We start from the raw sequence: 20,283 nt of genomic DNA, 5'->3' as shown, positions 1-20,283 counted from the left end.
CCACGCGGCCCCACACCCGCGCGGGGGCGGCCGCCCAGGACGCCGCCAACCCGTGGTTGCTCCCGCTGTGGCCGCCAGGCACGTTGGGGGGCCCGGTCCTTCCGGAAGGACCGGGCCCCACTGGTCATGCGGTTGGCATCACGCGGCGCCGTGCTGCCTGCGGCGCATCGTCAGGTACGTGCCCGTCGCGCCCGCGGCCAGCAGCGCGCCCACGCCCAGGCCCACCGCAAGGGTGGGGAACTGCGAGGCGTCGGTGCTCGCGGCGGTGTTCTGCATCGCCGGGCCCGGGGTGATGTGCGTGGAGACCGGGGCGATGTGCCGGATCGAACCGACCGACTTCACCGAGCCGTTCGCGTTCAGCAGCACCTGCTTGTCGTTGGGGTGCCGGAAGTCGAACATGCCCGACAGCGAGCCGGCCGTCGCGTCGAAGGAGTGGTCGCCGATACGGCCGGTGCGCCAGTTGTCCTCGACGAAACGGATGATCGAGGACTGGTCGGTCAGCGTGTGGTCGACCTTGTTGACCTTGCTGTAGGGCGAGACGACCAGCAGCGGCTGACGGGTACCGGGGCCGCAGCGGTCCGCGTAGCCGCCGGACGCCTTCGGACCGGCCTGGCAGGCGGGGCTGTCCGTGGCCTTGTTGTTGGAACCGAGCGAGGTGTCCGTGGAGCCGTTGCGCGGGGCGACGTAGGCGTGGTCGTACCAGCCGTCGGAGTCGTCGTACGCGATGACGACGGCCGTCGACTTCCACTGCGGCGAGCTCTGGATCGCGTTGATCTGGCTGACGAGGAAGTGCTGCTCGTCGATCGGGTCGGAGTAGCCCGCGTGGCCGTCCTGGTACTCGCCGGCCTTGACGAAGCTGACGGCCGGGAGCTTGCCCGCCTTGACCGCGGCGGTGAAGTCGGTCAGGTCGTAGTTGTGGTTGGCCTGGCCGTTGTGCCCGATCTCGTCGACGCTCCTGGGCGGCAGGTGGTGCGGGTTGGACGTCGACTTGTAGTACTGGAACGGCGAGTGGTGCGGGCTGTAGTCGACCGAGGAGGCGCCGCCGATGTTCGCGTGCGCGGTGGCGCACTTGGCATAGTTGCCCGACTTGCCGTCCCAGGCCGTGGACGGCCGGAAGCCGCCCTGGAACCAGCCCCACGTCACCTTCTTGGCGTTGAGCACGTCACCGATGTTCTTGCCCTGCATCGCGGCCAGCGCGTTGGTGCTGGTGCGGTCCTTGTCGGAGCAGTCGTCGTAGGCCGGGTCGGGGTCGTTGACGACCGTGCCGACACCCTTGGCGTCCGGCGACTTGACCGCGTACGAGTCGGGGGTCGAGGTCTGCTTGCCGGTCGTGGGGTCGACGGAGACGACACCGTGCGTCTGGCCCGAGACCAGGTTCAGCGCGCCCGGCGTGGAGGGACCGTAGACCGAACTGAAGGAGCGGTCGTTGAGGGAGTACCGCTGGGCGTAGTTCCACAGCGCGGTGACGGTGTTGCCGTCGTAGTAGTCCATCACCAGGCCCGGCTCGCCGAACAGGCCGCCGCTGCACTTGTCGACCTCGGTGTTCTGCACGTACTGGTCGGCCTTGCCGCCGTCCGCCGCGTACTGCTCCGGCCCGTAGGAGTGGTTCTGGTCGCAGGTCAGGGCCTGCGCCGGGGTGAGCCGTTTGGGCAGGTACTGGTTGGGGTTCTTCGTCAGCAGACCCGCGTGCGCCAGCGTGTCGATGTTCTTCGGCGTCTTCTTGGACGCCGTGAACCTGGTGCCGTCGCTGTTGGCGGCCTTCGGGTAGGTGGCGAAGTAGTGGTCGAAGGAGATGTTCTCGTCGAACAGCACGACCACGTGCTTGATCGGCGTCGCGGTCGAGGAGTGGCCCGGGTGGCCCGCGGGTACGGCGGCCCAGGTGGGGGCGCTGCTGCCGAGGACGGTGAGCGCGGCGGCTCCCACCAGTGCCCCAAGGCTCCTCGTCGCCGTTCGTCTTCCAGTGCTGGCCATGCTGGTTCACCCTCCGGGCATGAAGGTCGGTGCGTCTTACCGGCACGGATGCTCCGCCGTGTGCGGGGCACTTCGGCGGAGACATGATGGCGCGAGGGTGAACACCGAGTCAGGGATGCTGGGACAAACCTTGACTGTGTATTGACCGATCGGGCTAAGAGTTGTCCATACAGGGTCAGGTGATATGCGGTCAGGTGATACGCGGTCAGGTGAAACATGGTCAGGGGATTCGCGGTCAGGTCAGCAGGGCGCGCCCGTACCAGTCCCCGCTGTCGCGCACGCCGGGCAGGGCGAAGAAGTAGCCGCCGCCGAAGGGGCTGATGTAGTCGGTCAGCGGCTCGCCGGCCAGCCGGTGCTGCACGGTCTCGAACTGCCGGGCCAGGTCCTGCTGGTAGCAGCAGAACAGCAGCCCCATGTCGAGGTTGCCGTTGCCGTCCATGCCCCGGTCGTAGTTGTAGGCCCGGCGCAGCACGCGCTGGTCGGCGGTGGCCGTCGTACGGGGGTTGGCGAGCCGGATGTGGGAGTCCAGCGGGATGACGTCGCCCTTGGGGTCGTCGGTGTACTTCGGCGTGTCGTGCTCCACGTCGCCGTCCAGGGGCGCGCCGGACTCACGGGAGCGGCCGAACATGCGCTCCTGCTCGCTCAGCGAGACCCGGTCCCAGAACTCCACCAGCATCCGGATCAGCCGGACGACCTGGTAGCTGCCGCCGACGGCCCAGTCCGGCTCGCCCAACGAGCGGCCCACCCACACCAGCCGGTCCATCTCGCGCGCACTGGCGTGGTCCGGGTTGGCGGTGCCGTCCTTGAAGCCCATCAGGTTGCGCGGGGTGCCGGAGGGCCTCGGCGGGCTGGAGAAGCCGTCCAGGCGCCAGCGGACCTGCATCCCGCCGCGGGTGTGCCGGGCGATGTCCCGCAGGGCGTGCAGCACGGTGTCGGTGTCGTCGGCGTGCAGCTGCAGGCTGAGATCGCCGTGACACCAGTCCGTCCCGAGGTCGTCGTCCGGGAAGGACGGCATGGCCGTCAGGCGGCGGGGCTTGAGCTCGGCCAGCCCGAACCGGTCGTCGAAGAGCGACGCGCCGACGCCTACGGTCACCGCCAGCGCGCCGGACGGCAGTTGCTCGCCGAGGACGCCGGAGTCGGCGGGCGGGGCGGTGATGCCGACCGGGTCGGGAGTGCCGCCCGCGGTCAGGAAGCGGGCGCGCTCGGTGACCGTCCTGAGCAGGTCGGTCAGGTCGGCGCGGTTCTCGGCGGTCACGTCGAGGGAGGTGAACACCGTGCACCTGCGGGGCTTGGCGATCACGGATGCCTGGTGGACGCCGTGGAACGGCGCGATCGGGGGAGTGGCCGCGTCGGAGGCGGTCGTCGCCGCGCCGGGGGCGGCCGCGCCTCCCGCGGCCAGTCCCGCGCCCGCCAGGGCCGCGCCGCGCAGGAACCGGCGCCGGCCGACTCCGCCCGGCTGCTCGTGCGTGCTCACACCGTCCTCCGTGGGTCGAACAGGGTCGCCACCGACGCCAGCCGCTCCACCAGATCACCGAACACCGCGTCGACGTCCTCGCGCCGCGTACGGCTCAGCCGGTCCAGCGGCGTCCAGGTGTCACCGTGCCGGAGACCGTCCAGGGTCTGCCCGGCCCGGTCCAGCTCCTTGCCCAGGCCGGGCAGATCGGCGTACCGCGTGGCAAGCAGCGGCCGCAGCCGGGAGAGCACCTCGCGGGTGCCGTCGAGGTTGGCGCGGGCGGTGGCGAGGTTGCTGCCGCTGCCGTAGTCGGTCCGGCCGGTCAGCTCGAACTGCACGGTGTTCTCCAGGATCTCGTGTGCGCGCAGCCCGAGTTGGGCGGGGTCCATCCGGGTCTGCGCCCAGTCGTCGCGCAACGCGGTGACGGCCTTCACCAGGGCGCCGGCCGGGCCGCGCAGCTCCTGCGCCGGCTGCCCGTGCCACAACCCGTACTCGATCCGGTGGAACCCGGTGAAGTCCTTGTCGCGCACCCCGGCGGCCGGCCCCGCGTCGGTGCCGTTGATCTGCCTGTCGGCGTCCCCGAAGGCGTCGTAGGCGGCGCCCAGCCGCTCGTACTCCAGATGCGCCGGCAGCCAGTCGGTGCGCGCCCCGGCGAGATCGCCGCGCTCGATGTCGTCGCGCAGGGTGGTGGTCAGCCGTACGACATCGGCGAGTCCGGTGTTGACCCACTTCTGGTAGGCGATCGTGGGCGGGATCAGGTCGTGCTCGCTGACCGGGGCGGCGGCCGGTCCCGGACGGCCGCTGCTGATCCGGACGGTGGGTCCGGTGACGGCGTCGGCGTCGTCGGGCACGCACTTGAAGGCGTAGGAGCCCTTGCCGACGCGGACGGTCAGGGTGCGGGTCGTGCCGGGGCCGATGTCCTCGACCTCGCCGTACACGGCCTGGCTCCTCGGGTCCTCCAGGAAGACCTCGGCGGCGCCGTCGGTGGTGTTGTGCAGGTCGAAGACCTGGACGCCGGGGGCCGGGTCGTCCCAGCCGTGGCCGCAGCGGCTCGGCGAGACCTCGACGGTGGTGTGCGGCAGCCCGTCGGGGGCGGTCCGGGTGTGGGCTCCGCCCCCGGAGCGGGCCAGCGACAGGCCGACCAGGGCGAGCACCAGCAGCAGACCGAGCGCCCCGCCCAACCGCAGCGGGGTCAGCCTGAGGCCGGAGAACGGCATCCGGACCTCCGGAGTCGTACGTACGTGATCACCACATCCTAGGAAGCGGAATCGGCCCGAACAGGCGTTCACAACAAGCCATGACCAAGAGTTCCCCCTGGGTTCACCCGACGTCCGGGGAGGTGTTCAGCGGCCACCGGGTGTGTCGAGAAGGCACGGACGACGGCCCTCTGGAGCCGCGTCCACAGATCGGGCCACGGCAGCGGACGCTCGGGCCGGCCGGAAGGCGAGAGCCGGCGCGCCCCCACTGTGGCATGCCGTTCACCCGGCTGGTCGACTGTGGCACGGACGACGCGGACGCAGTCGGCGGCTCGCCGGGACCGTCGGCGGGACGCGGTGGCAGGATGCGGCCGTGGCCATCGCGGACGAGCAGCTGGAGCGTGTCGAGATCCCTCACCGGCGCGGCACGCTCACCGGCCGGCTGTATCCGCCGCCGCGGCACCCCGGAGGACGGTCGTCGTCCGGCCTTCTCGCTCGCGCAAGGGCCGGATCGGGCCGCGTCCCGGCCGCGCCACGGTCCGTACGTCGACGAGCGGGTCACCGAGGGCTTCGCCCGCGAGGACCTGGAGCGAGTGGTCGCGGTCATGGACGCCCTGCCCTCTGGCCCGGCGGGGAACACACCCTCTACGGCCACGCGGGCGAACGCGACGCGTACGCTGCAGACTGGTTTATTGATCAACTACTGGGCCGCGACCTTCGAACAGCTGGGAACGCCATGGACTTCACCGTCGAGACCGCCACCGACGCGGTCGTGGAGAGCTTCCGCACCACCAAGGACCAGCGGCTGCGGGAGCTGCTGGGGAGCCTGACCCGCCACCTCCACGACTTCGTGCGGGAGGTCGAGCCCACGATCGAGGAGTGGGAGCAGGCGATCGACTTCCTCACCGCCGTCGGCCAGAAGTGCGACGACACCCGGCAGGAGTTCGTCCTGCTCTCCGACGTCCTCGGCGTCTCCATGCTGGTGGAGACCATCAACGGGACCGAGGACGGCACCGAGAGCACGGTCCTGGGCCCCTTCCACATGACCGAGTCCCCGAGCCGTGAACTCGGCGACTGCATCGACCTGTTGGGCACCGGCCGAACATGCGTGGTCTCCGGCCGGGTGCTCACCGCCGACGGGACCCCGCTGCCGGGCGCCGAGCTCGACGTGTGGCAGTGCAACGAGCAGGGCTTCTACGACGTCCAGCAGCCGGACGTCCAGCCGCCGGGCAACGGACGCGGACTGTTCCGCGCGGACGACGAGGGCCGCTACTGGTTCCGCACCGTCGTCCCCTCCCACTACCCGATCCCCACCGACGGCCCCGTCGGCCGCCTCCTCGACGCCACCGGCCGCCACCCCTACCGCCCCGCCCACATCCACTTCATCGCGAAGGCGGCGGGCCATCTCCCGGTGACCACGCACGTGTTCGTCGCCGACAGCCCCTACATCGACTCCGACGCCGTCTTCGCCGTGAAGAGCGGCCTGATCACCGAGTTCGCCGAGTCCCACGACGAGCAGGACGCCGAACGCCTCGGCGTGACCGTGCCGTTCACGCACGCCCGCTTCGACATCGTGCTGGCGCCGGAGGGCTCCCGATGACCTTCACCTACGAGGCCCTGCCCATGCGGGTCGTCTTCGGTTCCGGCAGTCTGCGCCAACTGCCTCAGGAGGCGCAGCGGTTGGGGCTGCGCCGACTGCTGGTGCTGTCCACGCCCGGTCAGCGCGCCCTCGCCGAGCAGGCGGCCGCCCTCCTCGGCGACGCGTGCGCCGGGACCTTCACCGAGGCCCGGATGCACGTCCCGGTCGAGGTTGCCGAGGCCGCCCGCGCGGCGGCCCGGGCCACCGGTGCCGACGGCTGCCTGGCCATCGGCGGCGGATCGACCGTCGGCCTGGGAAAGGCGATCGCCCTCGACTCCGGTCTGCCCGTGATCTGCGTCCCCACCACCTACGCCGGCTCGGAGATGACCCCCGTGTGGGGGCTGACCGAGCACGGCCGCAAGCGCACCGGCCGCGACCGCGCCGTCCTGCCCCGCAGCGTCGTCTACGACCCCGACCTCACCGTCGGCCTCCCCGTCGACGTGTCGGTCACCAGCGGCTTCAACGCCGTCGCGCACGCCGTGGAGGCCCTGTACGCCCCCGACGCCTCGCCGATCGTCTCCGCCATGGCCGAGGAGGCGGTCCGCTCCCTGGGCACGGCCCTGCCCGCGATCGCCGCCGACCCGCTGGACACCGACGCCCGCGCCGACGCCCTGCGCGGTGCCTGGCTGTGCGGCGCGTGCCTGGGCGCCACCACCATGTCCCTGCACCACAAGCTCTGCCACATCCTGGGCGGCACGTTCGACCTGCCCCACGCCGCCACCCACACCGTCCTGCTCCCGTACGTCGCCGCCCTCAACCTCCCGGCGGCACCGGAAGCGGACCAGTCCCTGCGCCGGGCGCTGGCCACCGACGACGTACCCGACCACCTCGCCCGCACGTCCGCCGCCCTGGGAGCCCCGCGCTCCCTGTCCCAACTCGGCCTCACCGAGGCGGACCTGGACGAGGTCGTCACCCAGGCCCGGGCCCAGCCCTACGCCAACCCCCGCCCCATCACCGAACCGGAGCTCCGCAGCCTGCTCAGGGACGCCCTCAACGGGACCCTCGCGCCCTGACGGCCCACGCATGATGTGATCGTCGCCACAGAGACGACCCGGGCCGGGCGGACAGAGTTGGTTGTGGAACTTCCCCTACGTGAGCGGACACGCGCCGGCGATCCCGAGGCCTTCGCCGAACTGTTCACCGCGCACGCCCGGGCCGTCTACGGCCATGCCGCCCGGCTGACCGGGGGCCGGGGCACCGCGGAGGAGGTGGTGTCCCTGACCTTCCTGGAGGCCTGGCGGCTGCGCGAGCGACTCAGACCCGGGGCCGCCGGTCTCGACCAGGACACCGGCACGCCCGCGGACGAGAGCCTGCGGTCCTGGCTCTACTTTTGATCTTGGCCAGTGCTCCGGCGTAAACGACTCTGCTGAGAAAGGGGTGATTCGAGCTGTCAGACCGCGAGCATGAGGGTTTCGAGGGGGGAGGTGCGGGTGCCGGCGAGTGGGGTGCCGGTCAGCCATCGGTCGACGCGGACGAGGTTGAGCGCGGTGGCGGCAAAGACGTGACCGAGGCGGGTGGCGGGCAGATTGCGGTAGCGGGTGCGGCGCAGGCCGGTAACGCGCACGGCCTGGGAGATTGTGCCCTCGACCCCGGCCCGGACTTTGTAGCGCTCTTTCCACTCGTCGGTGTCCTGGGCCCGGCGGGCAGCTTCGAGGGCTTCGTATCGATCACGCGGCAGGAAGGTCAACCCTCTGCCCCGGCGGCCGGTCGGGGGCTTGGTGCACTGCGTCTGCTGCGGGCAGGGCCTGCAGTGCTCGGCGGAGAAGAACACCTTGATCACCGGTGTGCCGTTGCGGTGGTGCTCTTGCTGCCACCACTCGAAACTCCGATGCCCGCCGGGGCAGTTGGCGCTTCGGGTGTCCCAGTCGATGGTGAAATCACCGCGGGCGGGACTGAAGGCTGCTGTCGTGCGGGGCCGGGCCCAGCAGTTCCATACCGCACTCGGTTGCAGCCACGAACAACGCCGCGGTGGTGCAGCCGGCATCCACAACGTGCACGTCCGGCAGCAACTCCCGTTCCGTGAGCGTCTGGTGAACCGGTTCGATCATCGCCGTGTCGGCCACGACCGCGTCGGTGGTGGCCACCTGCGTGATCACATGGGGCGCGTCCGGCTCGCAGGTCTTGGTCAGGTGCGCCTTGTAGCCGGTCCAGCCCGAACCGCGCTTGATCCCGTAACGGGCATCAGGCAGGACGGCGAAGGTGATGGCCAGGTCGACGGCGCTGAAGACCGCGATGGCGAGCTGCATGCGGACGGCCCCGGCGATCAGCTGGGCCGGCGAGTGGGGTCGGAAAGGAAGCCGCCCCCGACGGCACCTCGCGCCGCCGCCGTCACCCCCAGCCTTCCCGCCCCCGCCCTGCCCAACGCCGTCATCACCCCACGCCGCAACCCTCCCGCGGACCACTGAGCCGTCGTTGACACAACATCAGCCCGGACGTCATGCCGGTCGGGGCTCAGGCGTCGTGGCCGTCGGCCGTGAAGAGGCAGAAGGGGTGGCCTGCCGGGTCGTACAGAACGCTTACATCGTGCTGGGGCTGGACGTCCGCCATGGTGGCTCCGAGCGCCAGGGCGTGCTCGACGGCTGACGGGAGATCCGTCACCTCGATGTCCAGGTGCATCATCATCTGCTGGTCGGAGCGGGTGGAGGGCCACTGGGGACGGGTGAAGAGGGGCTCGGTCTGGAACGACAGCCCCTGGCCGCCGTCGGGCGGCGCGATCTCCAACCAGTCCGGCTCCTCCTTCCGGATCGGCCAGCCGAGCAGGCCCTGGTAGAAGCGCGCGAGCGCGCGGGCGTTCGGTGCGTCGAGGGTGGTCGCGGCCAGCGTGAAACGCGGTTGGGGCTTCATGCGGTACGGCTGCCCCCGCTTGCCGTCCAACAGACGACCCAGTGACGGACGGCCGCCGCACCACATGACCGATACGCCGTACCGTACACTGACCCACATGCCCCGCCACTCCACGGCCCTCGACCGCGCGACCCCCGAGCGCATCGCCGAAGCCGCCCTCGGGCTGGTCGACGAAGGCGGGCCCGAGGCGCTGACCTTCCGGGCATTGGCCGTGCGGCTGGGGATCTCGCTCGCCTCCCTCCAGCGGCGCTGCACGGACCTGGCGGGACTGCTCGACCTGTGCGTCGACCAGCTGGCCGCCAGGCTGCCGGACGTCGAGCCCGGTACCGAGTGGGCCGCCGCCACCGAGGCCCGGTTCACCGCGCTGTACGAGCTGTTGGCGGCCCGTCCCGGCCTGCTCGCCCTGCGCGGGACGCGCCCGTGGCTCGGCCCGAACCTGCTGGCCCGGCTGGTCGAGCCGCAGCTCGCCGACAGTCTCGCCGCCGGCATGACCCCGCAGGAGGCGATCACCGCCTACCGGCGGATGTATCTGCTCACCCTCGGCAGCGCCGGCTTCGTCGACCACCGCGACCCCGGACCCGCCCGGGCGGCCACCCGCACCGCCCTGGCCGCCCTCGATCCGGAGCGGTTCCCCGCGCTGACCGCCAACCTCGCCGCGATCGTGCCCACCGTGACCGATCACGAGGTGTACTTCGGCGCCCTGCGCCAGCTCATCGAGGCCGCGGACCCGGGCGAGCGCGACCCGCGGTCACCGAACACCCCCGCACCTGACGGACCGTAAGGACACCACCATGAGCACCGCTCCTCCCGCAGCCCGCGTCTTCAGCAGCGACAACACCGCCGGGGCCTCCCCGGAAGTCCTCGAGGCCGTCAGCCGGGCCGCCTCGGGCCAGGCCCTGCCCTACGGCGCCGACGACATCACGGCCACGGTCCGGCGCCGGCTGTGCGAGGTGTTCGAGCGGGACGTCGACGTCCTGCTGGTCTCCACCGGCTCCGCCGCCAACGCACTGAGCCTCGCCGCGCTCACCCCGCCCTGGGGCAGCGTGCTGTGCCACCGGGACAGCCACATCAACAACGACGAGTGCGGGGCCCCCGAGTTCTACACCGCGGGCGCGAAGCTCGTGCCGCTCGGCGGATCCGACGCCAAGATCGACCCGGAGGAACTGCGCGCCGCCGTACGGCACAAGGCCGGGGACGTGCACAGCGTGGAGCCCTCCGTGGTGAGCGTCACCCAGGCCACCGAGACCGGTGCCGTCTACACCCTGGACGAGATACGCACCCTGGGGTCGATCACCAAGGACGCCGGGCTGCGTCTGCACATGGACGGTGCCCGCTTCGCCGGTGCCGTCGCCGCCCTCGGCTGCGCACCCGCCGACGTGACCTGGCGTGCCGGGGTGGACCTGCTGTCCTTCGGGGCCACCAAGAACGGCACCATGACCGCCGACGCGATCGTCGTCTTCGACCGCTCACTCACCGCCGAACTGTCCTTCCGCGCCAAGCGCGCCGGTCAGCTCGCCGCCAAGATGCGCTTCCACGCCGCCCAGTTCGACGCCTATCTCGCCGACGACCTGTGGCTGCGCAACGCGGCGCACGCCAACGCCATGGCGGCCCGTCTCCAGGAGGGCCTGAAGGCCGTGCCCGACGTCGGACTGCTCGGTGCCGCCGACGCCAACATCCTCTTCTGCCGCCTGCCCCGGCAGGTCATCGACGGACTCCTGGCCGACGGCTACGCCTTCTACCACGACCGCTGGGAGCCGGGCGTCGTCCGCCTCGTCACATCCTTCGTCACCACCCCGGAGGACGTCGACCACCTCATCGGGGCCGTTCGTCGCCACGCCGCCTGACATCAGGCGCTGCTCAGTCGGTGGTGCGCAGCAGCAGCTTGCCCGTGGAGGTGCGCCCGCCCATCAGACGGTGTGCCTCGGCCGCGTCCGACAGCGCGAACTCCGCGGTGACCGGAAGGCTCACCGTGCCGTCGGTGGCCTTGCGGAAGGCTCGCTCGGTCAGGGAGCGCAGCTCCTCGGGCGCGGACCGGGCCAGCGCGAGGATGGAGAATCCGGCGACGGAGCGGCCGTACGGGTACAGCTCCGACTGGCCCACCCGCCACGGCTCGGCTCCGCTCGCGTTGCCGAAGGAGACCAGGCGTCCGAAGACGGCCAGCGCTTCGAGGCCACGGCGCAGGGTGTCGCCGCCGACGGGGTCGAGGACCAGGTCGACGCCCCTGCCGCCGGTGGCGCGGCGGACGTCCTCGGAGAAGGTGTCGGCGGTGAACACCTCGTCGTAGCCGTGCTTGAGCGCGTGCTCGGCCTTGCCCAGGGAGGAGACCACGCCGTACACCGCGCCGGCGCCGGCCGCCCGGGCCAGCTGTCCGGCCGCCGTGCCGATGCCGCCGGCCGCGCCCTGCACCAGCACGCTCTCCCCGACGCGCAGCCGGCCCACCTCGTGGAGCAGGGCGTGCGCCGTCGGCAGCACCGTGGGCAGCGTGGCCGCCGTCCGCAGGTCCAGGCCCTCGGGGAGCGGGAAGACGGTGGCCGGCTCGGCGAGGACGACTTCCGCGTACGCCCCGCCCTCGACGAGCGCCACGACCTCCTGGCCGGGACGCAGACCCTCGACGCCCGCGCCGACGGCCCGGACCCGGCCGGAGACCTCCAGACCGGGGCGGAAGGGCAGCGACGGCACCCGGTAGCCCTCGGCGCGTGCCTTGAGGTCCGCGAAGTTCACGCCGGCATAGGCCGTGTCGATGGTCACCTGTCCGGCCTGCGGTTCGGGGATGTCGGCCGCTACGACCTTCAGCACCTCGGGGCCGCCGTACTCCTGGAACTCGACTGCGCGCATGGGCCGTCCCCGCCTCTCGGTCCGTCTTCATCGGCCAGTGTTCAATGGAAAGCGAACACTGGGACTGTAAGATATTCATCGAACAGTCGGCAAGCGGGGCGGGACGACGGGGAGAGGGGCATGGCGAAGCAGGCTGTGGGCGGCGGTCACCGCGCGGCACCGGTGCACACCGATCCCGAGGATGTCTCCGTGCTCACCGCCCTGTCCGCGGTGGCCGATCCCGTGCGCCTGCAGCTGATCCGCGAGCTCGCGGGCTCCGCCGACTGGAGCCGCAGCTGCGGAAGCTTCGACGTGCCGGTCGGCAAGGCCGCGCTCAGCCACCACTTCTCCGTCCTGCGCGGTGCCGGCCTGGTGGAGCAACGCGACGAGGGGCCCCGGCGGGTCAACCGGCTGCGCCGCGAGGAGTTCGAGGCGCGCTTTCCCGGACTGCTCGATCTCGTGCTGAACGCCGACGGCGACCGACCCCGAGGGTGCGACCCCGCGTAGTACCCCGGTACCACCCGCCCGGCCTAGATCGAACCGCGGTACCACCGGATCGGACGGTCCGGTTCCTTAGCGTGTGAGGTGCGGCGGCCGACGGGTGCCGCGGACCGAGAGAGAGCACGCGGATGATCGAGGCACAGCAGCTCACCAAGAGGTACGGGGAGAAGACGGCCGTGGACGGGCTCGACTTCGTCGTCAAGCCGGGCACGGTGACGGGCTTCCTGGGACCCAACGGCGCCGGCAAGTCCACCACCATGCGCATGATCGTCGGGCTGGACGCCCCGACCAGCGGTTCCGTGACGGTCAACGGCCGTCGCTACGCCCAGCACCGCGCGCCGCTTCAGGAGGTCGGCGCGCTCCTGGAGGCGAAGTCGATCCACCCTGGCCGCTCGGCCTACAACCACCTCAAGGCACTGGCGCTGACCCACGGCATCCCGCGCGGCCGCGTCGACGAGGTCATCGACCTCGCGGGCCTGGGCAGTGTGGCCCGGAAGCGGGCCGGCGCCTTCTCGCTCGGCATGGGGCAGCGGCTCGGCATCGCGGCCGCCCTGCTCGGCGACCCGCAGACGGTCATGCTGGACGAGCCGGTCAACGGGCTCGACCCGGAGGGCGTGCTGTGGATCCGCAACCTGCTGACCTCGCTCGCCGAGGAGGGCCGTACGGTCTTCGTCTCCTCGCATCTGATGAGCGAGATGGCTCTCGTCGCCGACCACCTGATCATCGTCGGACGGGGCCGGCTGCTGGCCGACACCACCGTGTCGGACCTGGTCCGCCAGGCCGGCGGCGACACCGTGACGGTGGCGACCCAGGACCCGGCGCGGCTGCGGGAGGTGCTGGCCGGGCCCGGCGTCGACATCACCGGGCACATCGGCTCCGAAGAGCTTCAGGTCACCGGGGTCACCGCCCGCGAGATCGGCCTGAAGGCGGCCGAGCACGGCATCGCCCTGTTCGAGCTCAGCTCCCGCACGGTGTCGCTGGAGCAGGCCTTCATGGACCTGACCAGGGACGCGGTGGAGTACCACGGCACGACGACCGCCATCGAGACCCCCGGGAGGGCGGCATGACCACCATCACCGCGACCACCGAGACACCGCGCACCACCACCCCCGAACGCCCCGCCTACCGGGTCACCACGGCGGGAGTGCTGCGCTCGGAGTGGGCCAAGCTGTGGTCCCTGCGCTCGACCTGGATCACGCTGGGGCTCGGGCTGCTGTTCCTCGTCGCGTTCGGGCTGATCGCCACGGCCCGCTACAAGTCCGGGTACGACTCCGGCACCCTCGACAAGGACTTCGCCAGCCGGACGGGCGTGGAACTGTCCCTGTTCGGCACGAACTTCGCCCAGCTGGCCCTGGGTGTCCTCGGTGTCCTGGTCACCGCGGGCGAGTACTCCACCGGCATGATCCGCTCGACGCTGGCCGCGGTGCCGCGCCGGCTGCCCGTGCTGTGGTCCAAGGCCGCCCTGTACGGCGTGGTCGTGCTCGTCGTCGGCACGATCGGCGCGTTCGTCACCTTCCAGATCGGCAGCGGCATCGTCTCGGGCACGCCGGCCGCCATGAGCCTCTCGCACGCCGGTGTCGTCCGTGCCCTGTTCGGCGCCGGGCTCTACCTCGGCCTGGTCGGGGTGATCGGCGCGGCGCTGGGCATGCTGCTGCGCTCGGTGGCCGGCGGGATCTCGGTGCTGGTCGCCACGCTGATGCTGATCCCGGGCCTGGTGACGCTGCTGCCCAGCTCCTGGCAGGACAACATCAGCCCCTACCTGCCGAGCAACGCCGGTGAGTCGATGTACGCCCTCACCCACGACGCCACCAGCCTCTCACCCGGCGCCGGACTGTGGGTCTTCCTCGGCTGGACGGTCCTCGCGCTGGCCGGCGCGGCGTACCGGCTGGTGCGCAACGACGTCTGAGCGCCTGCACCATGGACGGGTGACATCCGTGACCTTCGACGACGCCGGCGGGCTGGGGCCGCTGGTCGCCCGGCTCGCCCGGGCCGGCCAGCGGCTGCGGCAGGCCGACCGGGCGCGGCCGTGGGTGCTGGACACCGCGGTCGTGGTCCTGGTCTTCCTGCTGTTCTGCGTGCCGGACCTGCTGCACGCCACCGGCGCCGCCACGGACGGCGACGGACCGCACCGGCTCCGCCTCGCCCTCACCGACCTGTCCCTGCCGGCGATGCTGGCGGTGCAGGTCGGACTGGTGCTGCCGCTGCTGTGGCGGCGGCGACGGCCGCTCATGACCTTCGGCGTCATCACGGCCGTCTTCCTGCTCCAGTGGTCGCTGGGCGCCGGACTGCGCGCGGACTTCGCCCTGATCATCGCCCTCTACAGCCTGGTGCTGCACGGGCGGCTACGACAACTGCCGTGGGCCTGCGCGGTCATGGCGGGCGCCCTGACCGTGGTCGCGCTGCGCGTGTCGCACGCGGTGTCGGTGTGGGACGCCCTGTTCTTCCTGCTGAGCACGGCGACCGCGGCCCTCGCGCTGGGGCTGACGGTCCGCATCCGCCGGGCCCAGCTCGCCGGGCTGCGCGAGCGGGCGGCCCGCCTCGAGATCGAGCGCGACCAGCGCGGCAGGCTGGCGGTGGCCACCGAACGGGCCCGGGTGGCCCGCGAGATGCACGACATCGTCGGCCACAATCTGTCCGTCATCATCACCCTCGCCGACGCCGGCAGATACGCCACCGACCTGGCCCCCGAACGCGGCAAGGAAGCTCTGGAACTCATCGGCGACACCGGCCGTCAGGCGCTGAGCGAACTGCGGCGCGTGCTCGGTGTGTTGCGCGAGACCGCGGGCACGTCCGGGGCCGGGCCCGCGCTCAGCCCGCAGCCCGGCCTCGCCGACATCGACGCCCTGTGCGCCGGGGTGCGCGCCGCCGGTCTGGAGGTCGTCTACCGCACCGCCGGGGACGTGGAAACCCTCGACAGCGGGGTGCAGCTGACGGTGTACCGGATCGTGCAGGAAGCCCTCACCAACACCCTCAAGCACGCCGGCCCCGACACCCGGGTCCACCTGGCGATCCTCGTGGAGGACACCTCCTTGACCATCCGCGTCCAGGACACCGGCCCCGCCCTGCTGCCCGGACCGCCGGGCGAGGAAGGACACGGCCTGGTGGGTCTGCGCGAACGGGTGGCTCTCTACGGCGGCGACGTGAGCGCGGGCCCCGTACCCGGAGGCGGCTGGAGCGTCCGGGCCACCCTCGACCTCACCCCCCAGGGCGGTACCGAGTGACGACCGTGCTCATCGTCGACGACCAGCCGCTGCAGCGCTACGGCTTCCGCATCCTGCTGGAGTCGGTCCCCGAGACGGACGTGGTCGGCGAGGCCGCGCACGGCGCCGAGGCCGTCCGCAAGGCCGCCGAACTGCGCCCCGACGTCGTCCTGATGGACGTCCGGATGCCCGGCATGGACGGCATCGAGGCCACCCGCCGCATCGTCGCCGCCGGCGACCGCTCCCGCATCCTGGTGCTGACCACCTTCGACCTCGACGAGTACGTCCACGCCGCCCTGCGCGCCGGAGCCAGCGGTTTCCTCCTCAAGGACGCCCGCCCCGAGGAACTCCTCGCCGGTATTCGCGCGGTGGCGGCCGGCGACGCCGTCATCGCCCCCGCCCTCACCCGCCGCATCCTCGACGAGTACGCCCACAACCGGCCGGCCACCGGCCGCGATCCGGACGAGGACCCGAGACTGACCAGCCTCACCGACCGCGAACGCGAGATCCTCGAAGCGATCGGCAAGGGCTGGACCAACGGCGAGATCGCCGCGCACTTCGTGCTCTCCGAGTCCACCGTGAAGACCCACGTCGGCCGTGTCCTGGCGAAGATAGGCGCCCGCGACCGCATCCAGGCGGTGATCTTCGCGTACGACATCGGTCTCGCCCGGCCCAACGCGGGCTGAGCGACGGTCATCCGTCCTGTTCGGCGGACGCACCCATGAGCACGGTGACCGCCACCACGACCGCGAGCACGGCGACCGCCGTCAGTGTCCAGGGCGTGCCGGCCGACCGCACGGTCACCGCGCCCAGCGCGGCACCGGCGACCAGGGTGAGAACACTCAGCGCCTGCCGGCGGGAGGTCGACGCGGTGCGCTCCTCGGCCCGGCCCGCGACCAGGCCGGTCAGGGTGCTGGTCATCACCGTGGTCGTCAGGCCGGCCAGGCCGAGCCGTCGTACCGCCGCGTTCTGCATGCCCAGCGCCACCGCGCCCAGCAGGATGGGCAGCACCGCGACATCGTCGTACGACCACACCAGGGCCGCCGCGACGAACAGGGCCGCCTCCAGCGCGGCGCAGATGCCGAGGAGCGTGCGATGGCCGACCTGGCGCGGCGCCACCGCACGCACCAGCAGGGCGCCCACCACGAAGCCGCCGAGCGTCACCAGCGGACCCGCGGGCGCGGACCCGGGCGCGCCGGTGAGCGACAGGCCGACGAGGACGAGGTTGCCGGTCATGTTCGCCACGAACACATGGCCGAGACCGAGCAGGCTGACCGCGTCGGTCACACCACTGAGCAGGGTCAGCATCAGCAGCGGAGGGACCAGCCGATCGTCCTCGCTCACGACGGCCCTCGTCGCCGCGAACCATCTCCTGCCGGGCCCGCGGTCGGTGGTCTCGCTGCTCATGGTGATCCCTGTCCCCGGCACCTCAGACCGCCACCACCGGCCGGTACACCGGCTCCCACATGGCCCGGCGCACCCGCTCCTCGATGCCGTCGTCCACGGTCTCGCGGGCGACACCGTCCTCGGCGGCCGCCCGCGCCACGGCGACCGCCACGGCGGCGGAGGTGCGCCGCAGGTCCCGGGTGTGGGGGAGGAGGGAGGCACCCCGGTCCGTGGAGTCGACCTGCTCGGCGACGGCGTGGGCGGCGGCGGAGAGCATGGAGTCGGTGACGCGGGTGGCGCGGGCGACGACGGCGCCGAGACCGAGGCCGGGGAAGATCAGCGCGTTGTTGGCCTGGCCGATCTCGTAGGTCACCCCGCCGCTGGTCACCGGCTCGAACGGGCTGCCCGTCGCGACGAGCGCCCGCCCGTCCGTCCAGTCCAGGAGTTCGGAGGGCACCGCCTCGGCGAGCCGGGTCGGGTTGGACATCGGCAGGATGATCGGGCGCTCGGTGCGCGCGGCCATCTCCCGCACGATGCCCTCGGTGAAGGCGCTCCCCTGGCCGGAGGTGCCGATCAGCACGGTGGGCCGTACCCGCCGGACGACCTCCTCCAGCGAGATGCCCTGGACCTTGTCGTCCCGCCGCCAGTCGGCGACCTCGTCGGCGGAACGGGCGTAGGGGGTCTGGAAGTCGCGCAGTCCCTCCTGGTCGCGGGTGATCAGCCCGTAGCGGTCCACGGCCCAGAAGCGGGCGGTGGCCTCCTCACGGCGCAGCCCCTCCGCGACCATGGCGTCCCGCAATTGGTCGGCGATGCCCATGCCCGCCGTCCCGGCGCCGAAGACCACCACCCGGTGCTCGGGCAGCGGCATCCCGCTGGCCCGTACGCCGGACAGCACCGCCGCGAGGTTGACCGCGCCCGTGCCCTGGACGTCGTCGTTGAAGACGAAGTGCCCGCCCCGGTAACGGTCGAGGATGCGGCGCGCGTTGGCCGGTCCGAAGTCCTCGAAGTGCAGCAGCGCGTCGGGGAAGAGACGTTCGGCGGTGGTGACGTAGCGCTCGATGAAGGCGTCGTACGTCTCCGTGTCCACCCGCGGGTGACGGTTGCCCAAGTAGAGCGGATCGTCGAGGAGCTGCTTGCGGTTGGTGCCGACGTCGAGGACGACGGCGAGGGTGCGGGCGGGGTCGATCCCGGCCGCCGCGGTGTAGACGGCGAGCTTGCCGACCGAGATGTCGATGCCGCCCACGCCCCAGTCGCCGATGCCCAGGATGGCCTCGCCGTCGGTCGCCACGACCAGGTCGACGTCCTCGGCGCCCAACCCCGAGGCGCGCAGGGCGCGTTCCATGTCCTCGGGTGCGTCGACCGACAGGTAGATGCCGCGCGGACGCCGGTACTCGGTGCTGTACCGCTCGATGGCCGTGCCGACCGTCGGCGTGTACACGATCGGCAGCATCTCCGAGAGGTGGTCGCTGAGCAGACGGTAGAACAGCACCTCGTTGCGGTCGTGCAGGGCCGCCAGGTTGACGTGCTTGGCGAGGTCGCTGGGCTGGGCCGAGTACTGGCCGTAGGCCCGGTCGGCCTGCTGGTCCAGGGTCAGCACGCGGGGCGGGATCAGTCCGTCCAGACCCAGGTCCCGGCGCTCCCGCTCGGTGAACGCCGTACCGCGGTTGAGACGGGGATCGGCCAGGACGGCCCGGCCGCGCGCCGAGGTCTCGAACTGGTTGGCCTGCGGCTTCCACTGGGTACTCATCGTCGCTCCATGACGTGTCCGGATCGCGACCCGCCGGTCGCCCTGTCCCTCCCCAGAGTGGCCCCCGAACTTCCATGCGTCCAATGACTCGATACGGGGAAACCCATGCACCGGTAACATTGATTCCATGGACGTGCAGGTACTGCGCTGCTTCGTCGCGGTCGCCGACGGTGTGACCGTGACCCAGGCCGCGGAGGAGGCGCACATGACCCAGCCGGCCCTCTCCCGGGCGCTGCGCCGCCTCGAGCACGAGGTCGGCGCCGAGCTCTTCCAGCAGGTGGGGCGCGTGCTGCGGCTGACACCGGCCGGACGTGCCTTCAAGGAACACGCGGACGCGGCACTGGAGCGCCTCGACCGCGGTCTGCGCGCGGTCCACGAGACCGTGTCCCCCGAAGCGGGCCTGATCCCGCTGGCCTTCCTGCACTCGCTGGGCACCTGGCTACTGCCCCCGCTGATCACGGGCTTCCGGGAGAGGTTTCCGCTCTCCCGGTTCGAACTGCGCCAGGGGAGTGAGGCCGTCCTCGTCGCCTCCCTGCTGGACGGCACCGCCGACCTGCTCCTCACGGCCGGCGACCCCGGCCACCCCCTGATCACCTGGCGCCGTCTGCTGGTCGAACCGCTGTGGCTGGCCGTGCCTCCCGGGCACCGGCTGGCCCAGCGCCGCCGGGCCCGGCTGGCCGAGGTCGCCGAGGAGCCCTTCATCCTGCTGCGGCACGAGCAGGGCCTGCGCTCGGTGACCGAAGCACTGTGCGGCGAGGCCGGTTTCAGCCCCCGGGTCGGCTTCGAGGGGGACGAGGTCGCCACCCTGCGCGGCCTGGTCGGCGCGAGCCTGGGCGTCGCGCTCGTCCCACGCCCGCACGCCGCCGCGCCCGCCGGCGGACCGTCCTACCTCCAGGTCACCGACGTGGAGGCGGCCCGGGACATCGGCATCGCCTGGCTGACCTCCCGCACGCTCCCGCCGAGTTCCGGGCGCTTCCTCGACCATGTGCGAGGACATGCCGCGTCGGTGGCCGAACAGGAGATCCTGGCCTAGGAAGGGCGGTGCCGCATGGACGTGGACCTGCGCAAGCTGCGCCACTTCGTGGCCGTGGCCGAGGAGCTGCACTTCGGGCGCGCGGCGGAGCGGCTGCACATCGCCCAGCCGGTGCTCTCCCGGCAGATCCGCGGGCTGGAGGACGAACTCGCGCCGGGCTGCTCCGCGGGGACCGCCGTGGCACCGAGCTCACCGCCGCCGGCGAACAGCTCCTGGAGGACGCCCGTCCACTGCTCGCCTCCGCCGAGGCACTGGTCAGGAGGGACGCCAACGCCGCGACCGGCGTGCCGACCCTCACCATCGGCTTCATGCCCGGCATCACCGTGACCGCCGAGGTCCGCGCGCTGACGGCCCGCCGTCCCGGCCTCGGCGTCCGCCTCCTGCGCACCAGCCAAGGGGGTGTCGAAAACGTCGGCTTCAGCGTGCGGGCGGTCGCGGCGGGGCGTCCAAGACCTCTTCGGCCGCTGTCATGCCCTGCGGGTATCAGCGGTGGCGGGAC

19 protein-coding genes and 2 pseudogenes are annotated in these 20,283 nt (G+C 72.0%); 12 read left to right on the top strand and 9 right to left on the bottom strand.

Going from position 1 to position 20,283, the window contains the following annotated elements:
- Window positions 1-138 precede the first annotated feature (138 nt).
- The 3 genes from ABZ453_RS38520 to ABZ453_RS38510 all read right to left on the bottom strand — a co-directional run bounded on the left by ABZ453_RS38520 (window position 139) and on the right by ABZ453_RS38510 (window position 4,641).
- The gene (locus ABZ453_RS38520) at window positions 139-1,971 is read right to left on the bottom strand and encodes an alkaline phosphatase family protein (RefSeq protein ID WP_359022690.1); all 1,833 of its coding nucleotides are present in this window, start codon (window positions 1,969-1,971) and stop codon (window positions 139-141) included.
- 235 nt (window positions 1,972-2,206) lie between these two features.
- A complete protein-coding gene (gene efeB, locus ABZ453_RS38515) occupies window positions 2,207-3,445 on the bottom strand; it encodes an iron uptake transporter deferrochelatase/peroxidase subunit (RefSeq protein ID WP_359022687.1) in 1,239 nt (412 codons plus the stop codon).
- Window positions 3,442-4,641 carry an EfeM/EfeO family lipoprotein gene (locus ABZ453_RS38510; protein WP_359022685.1) on the bottom strand — a complete coding sequence of 400 codons (1,200 nt, stop codon included), beginning with the start codon at window positions 4,639-4,641 and terminating at the stop codon, window positions 3,442-3,444. The genes efeB and ABZ453_RS38510 overlap by 4 nt, the downstream gene beginning before the upstream one ends.
- A gap of 715 nt (window positions 4,642-5,356) precedes the next feature.
- Here ABZ453_RS38510 and ABZ453_RS38505 point away from each other — a divergent pair.
- The 3 genes and pseudogenes from ABZ453_RS38505 to ABZ453_RS38495 all read left to right on the top strand — a co-directional run.
- Window positions 5,357-6,220 carry a dioxygenase gene (locus tag ABZ453_RS38505; RefSeq protein WP_359022682.1) on the top strand — a complete coding sequence of 288 codons (864 nt, stop codon included), beginning with the start codon at window positions 5,357-5,359 and terminating at the stop codon, window positions 6,218-6,220.
- Window positions 6,217-7,272: a maleylacetate reductase gene (locus tag ABZ453_RS38500; protein WP_359022680.1), complete on the top strand. Its 1,056-nt coding sequence runs from the start codon at window positions 6,217-6,219 to the stop codon at window positions 7,270-7,272. The genes ABZ453_RS38505 and ABZ453_RS38500 overlap by 4 nt, the downstream gene beginning before the upstream one ends.
- A gap of 63 nt (window positions 7,273-7,335) precedes the next feature.
- Window positions 7,336-7,518: pseudogene (locus ABZ453_RS38495) on the top strand (sigma factor); the annotation flags it as partial.
- Between the two features lie 131 nt (window positions 7,519-7,649).
- Here the strand turns inward: ABZ453_RS38495 and ABZ453_RS38490 are convergent.
- The 3 genes from ABZ453_RS38490 to ABZ453_RS38480 form a co-directional block, all read right to left on the bottom strand.
- Window positions 7,650-8,243, bottom strand: a complete 594-nt coding sequence (locus tag ABZ453_RS38490; RefSeq protein ID WP_359022678.1) for a transposase — start codon at window positions 8,241-8,243, stop codon at window positions 7,650-7,652.
- Window positions 8,137-8,505: a hypothetical protein gene (locus ABZ453_RS38485; protein WP_359022676.1), complete on the bottom strand. Its 369-nt coding sequence runs from the start codon at window positions 8,503-8,505 to the stop codon at window positions 8,137-8,139. Before ABZ453_RS38485 ends, ABZ453_RS38490 begins: the two co-directional genes overlap by 107 nt.
- A gap of 205 nt (window positions 8,506-8,710) precedes the next feature.
- Window positions 8,711-9,202 (bottom strand): VOC family protein, encoded by a 492-nt coding sequence (locus ABZ453_RS38480; protein WP_359022674.1) that lies wholly within the window; start codon window positions 9,200-9,202, stop codon window positions 8,711-8,713.
- Here ABZ453_RS38480 and ABZ453_RS38475 point away from each other — a divergent pair.
- Window positions 9,201-9,884: a TetR/AcrR family transcriptional regulator gene (locus ABZ453_RS38475; RefSeq protein ID WP_359022672.1), complete on the top strand. Its 684-nt coding sequence runs from the start codon at window positions 9,201-9,203 to the stop codon at window positions 9,882-9,884. The genes ABZ453_RS38480 and ABZ453_RS38475 overlap by 2 nt on opposite strands.
- Window positions 9,885-9,894: 10 nt before the next feature.
- Complete coding sequence (locus tag ABZ453_RS38470) at window positions 9,895-10,947, top strand: low specificity L-threonine aldolase (RefSeq protein WP_359022670.1); 1,053 nt, start codon at window positions 9,895-9,897, stop codon at window positions 10,945-10,947.
- 13 nt (window positions 10,948-10,960) lie between these two features.
- Here ABZ453_RS38470 and ABZ453_RS38465 read toward each other — a convergent pair whose 3' ends face one another.
- Entirely contained in the window at window positions 10,961-11,938 is a 978-nt protein-coding gene (locus tag ABZ453_RS38465; RefSeq protein ID WP_359022668.1) for a zinc-binding dehydrogenase, read from the bottom strand.
- A 120-nt stretch (window positions 11,939-12,058) separates the two neighbouring features.
- Here ABZ453_RS38465 and ABZ453_RS38460 point away from each other — a divergent pair, with 120 nt between their 5' ends.
- The 5 genes from ABZ453_RS38460 (at window position 12,059) to ABZ453_RS38440 (ending at window position 16,304) form a co-directional block, all read left to right on the top strand.
- The gene (locus ABZ453_RS38460; protein WP_359022666.1) at window positions 12,059-12,424 is read left to right on the top strand and encodes a helix-turn-helix transcriptional regulator; all 366 of its coding nucleotides are present in this window, start codon (window positions 12,059-12,061) and stop codon (window positions 12,422-12,424) included.
- Between the two features lie 122 nt (window positions 12,425-12,546).
- Window positions 12,547-13,485 (top strand): ATP-binding cassette domain-containing protein, encoded by a 939-nt coding sequence (locus ABZ453_RS38455; protein ID WP_359022664.1) that lies wholly within the window; start codon window positions 12,547-12,549, stop codon window positions 13,483-13,485.
- The gene (locus ABZ453_RS38450; RefSeq protein WP_359022662.1) at window positions 13,482-14,324 is read left to right on the top strand and encodes an ABC transporter permease; all 843 of its coding nucleotides are present in this window, start codon (window positions 13,482-13,484) and stop codon (window positions 14,322-14,324) included. Before ABZ453_RS38455 ends, ABZ453_RS38450 begins: the two co-directional genes overlap by 4 nt.
- A gap of 19 nt (window positions 14,325-14,343) precedes the next feature.
- Window positions 14,344-15,639 carry a sensor histidine kinase gene (locus ABZ453_RS38445; RefSeq protein WP_359022660.1) on the top strand — a complete coding sequence of 432 codons (1,296 nt, stop codon included), beginning with the start codon at window positions 14,344-14,346 and terminating at the stop codon, window positions 15,637-15,639.
- On the top strand, window positions 15,636-16,304 hold the full coding sequence (locus tag ABZ453_RS38440; protein ID WP_359022659.1) for a response regulator transcription factor: 669 nt from the start codon (window positions 15,636-15,638) through the stop codon (window positions 16,302-16,304). Before ABZ453_RS38445 ends, ABZ453_RS38440 begins: the two co-directional genes overlap by 4 nt.
- 7 nt (window positions 16,305-16,311) lie before the next feature.
- On the opposite strand, the gene ABZ453_RS38435 is transcribed toward ABZ453_RS38440, so the two are convergent.
- Both ABZ453_RS38435 and ABZ453_RS38430 read right to left on the bottom strand, forming a co-directional pair.
- On the bottom strand, window positions 16,312-17,025 hold the full coding sequence (locus ABZ453_RS38435) for a YoaK family protein (protein WP_359022657.1): 714 nt from the start codon (window positions 17,023-17,025) through the stop codon (window positions 16,312-16,314).
- A 22-nt stretch (window positions 17,026-17,047) separates the two neighbouring features.
- Window positions 17,048-18,751 (bottom strand): NAD-dependent malic enzyme, encoded by a 1,704-nt coding sequence (locus ABZ453_RS38430; RefSeq protein ID WP_359022655.1) that lies wholly within the window; start codon window positions 18,749-18,751, stop codon window positions 17,048-17,050.
- A 127-nt stretch (window positions 18,752-18,878) separates the two neighbouring features.
- On the opposite strand from ABZ453_RS38430, the gene ABZ453_RS38425 reads away from it, so the two are divergent.
- Both ABZ453_RS38425 and ABZ453_RS38420 read left to right on the top strand, forming a co-directional pair.
- Window positions 18,879-19,784, top strand: a complete 906-nt coding sequence (locus ABZ453_RS38425; RefSeq protein ID WP_359022653.1) for a LysR family transcriptional regulator — start codon at window positions 18,879-18,881, stop codon at window positions 19,782-19,784.
- A gap of 15 nt (window positions 19,785-19,799) precedes the next feature.
- A pseudogene (locus ABZ453_RS38420) lies at window positions 19,800-20,176 on the top strand (LysR family transcriptional regulator); the annotation flags it as partial.
- Window positions 20,177-20,283 lie beyond the last annotated feature (107 nt).

The sequence above is a fragment of the Streptomyces sp. NPDC005799 genome, from assembly GCF_040630525.1.
Classification (GTDB): Bacteria; Actinomycetota; Actinomycetes; order Streptomycetales; family Streptomycetaceae; genus Streptomyces; species Streptomyces griseorubiginosus_B.
The sequence above is the reverse complement of the archived record's forward strand: the minus strand, read 5'-3'. Positions and strand labels throughout refer to the sequence as shown.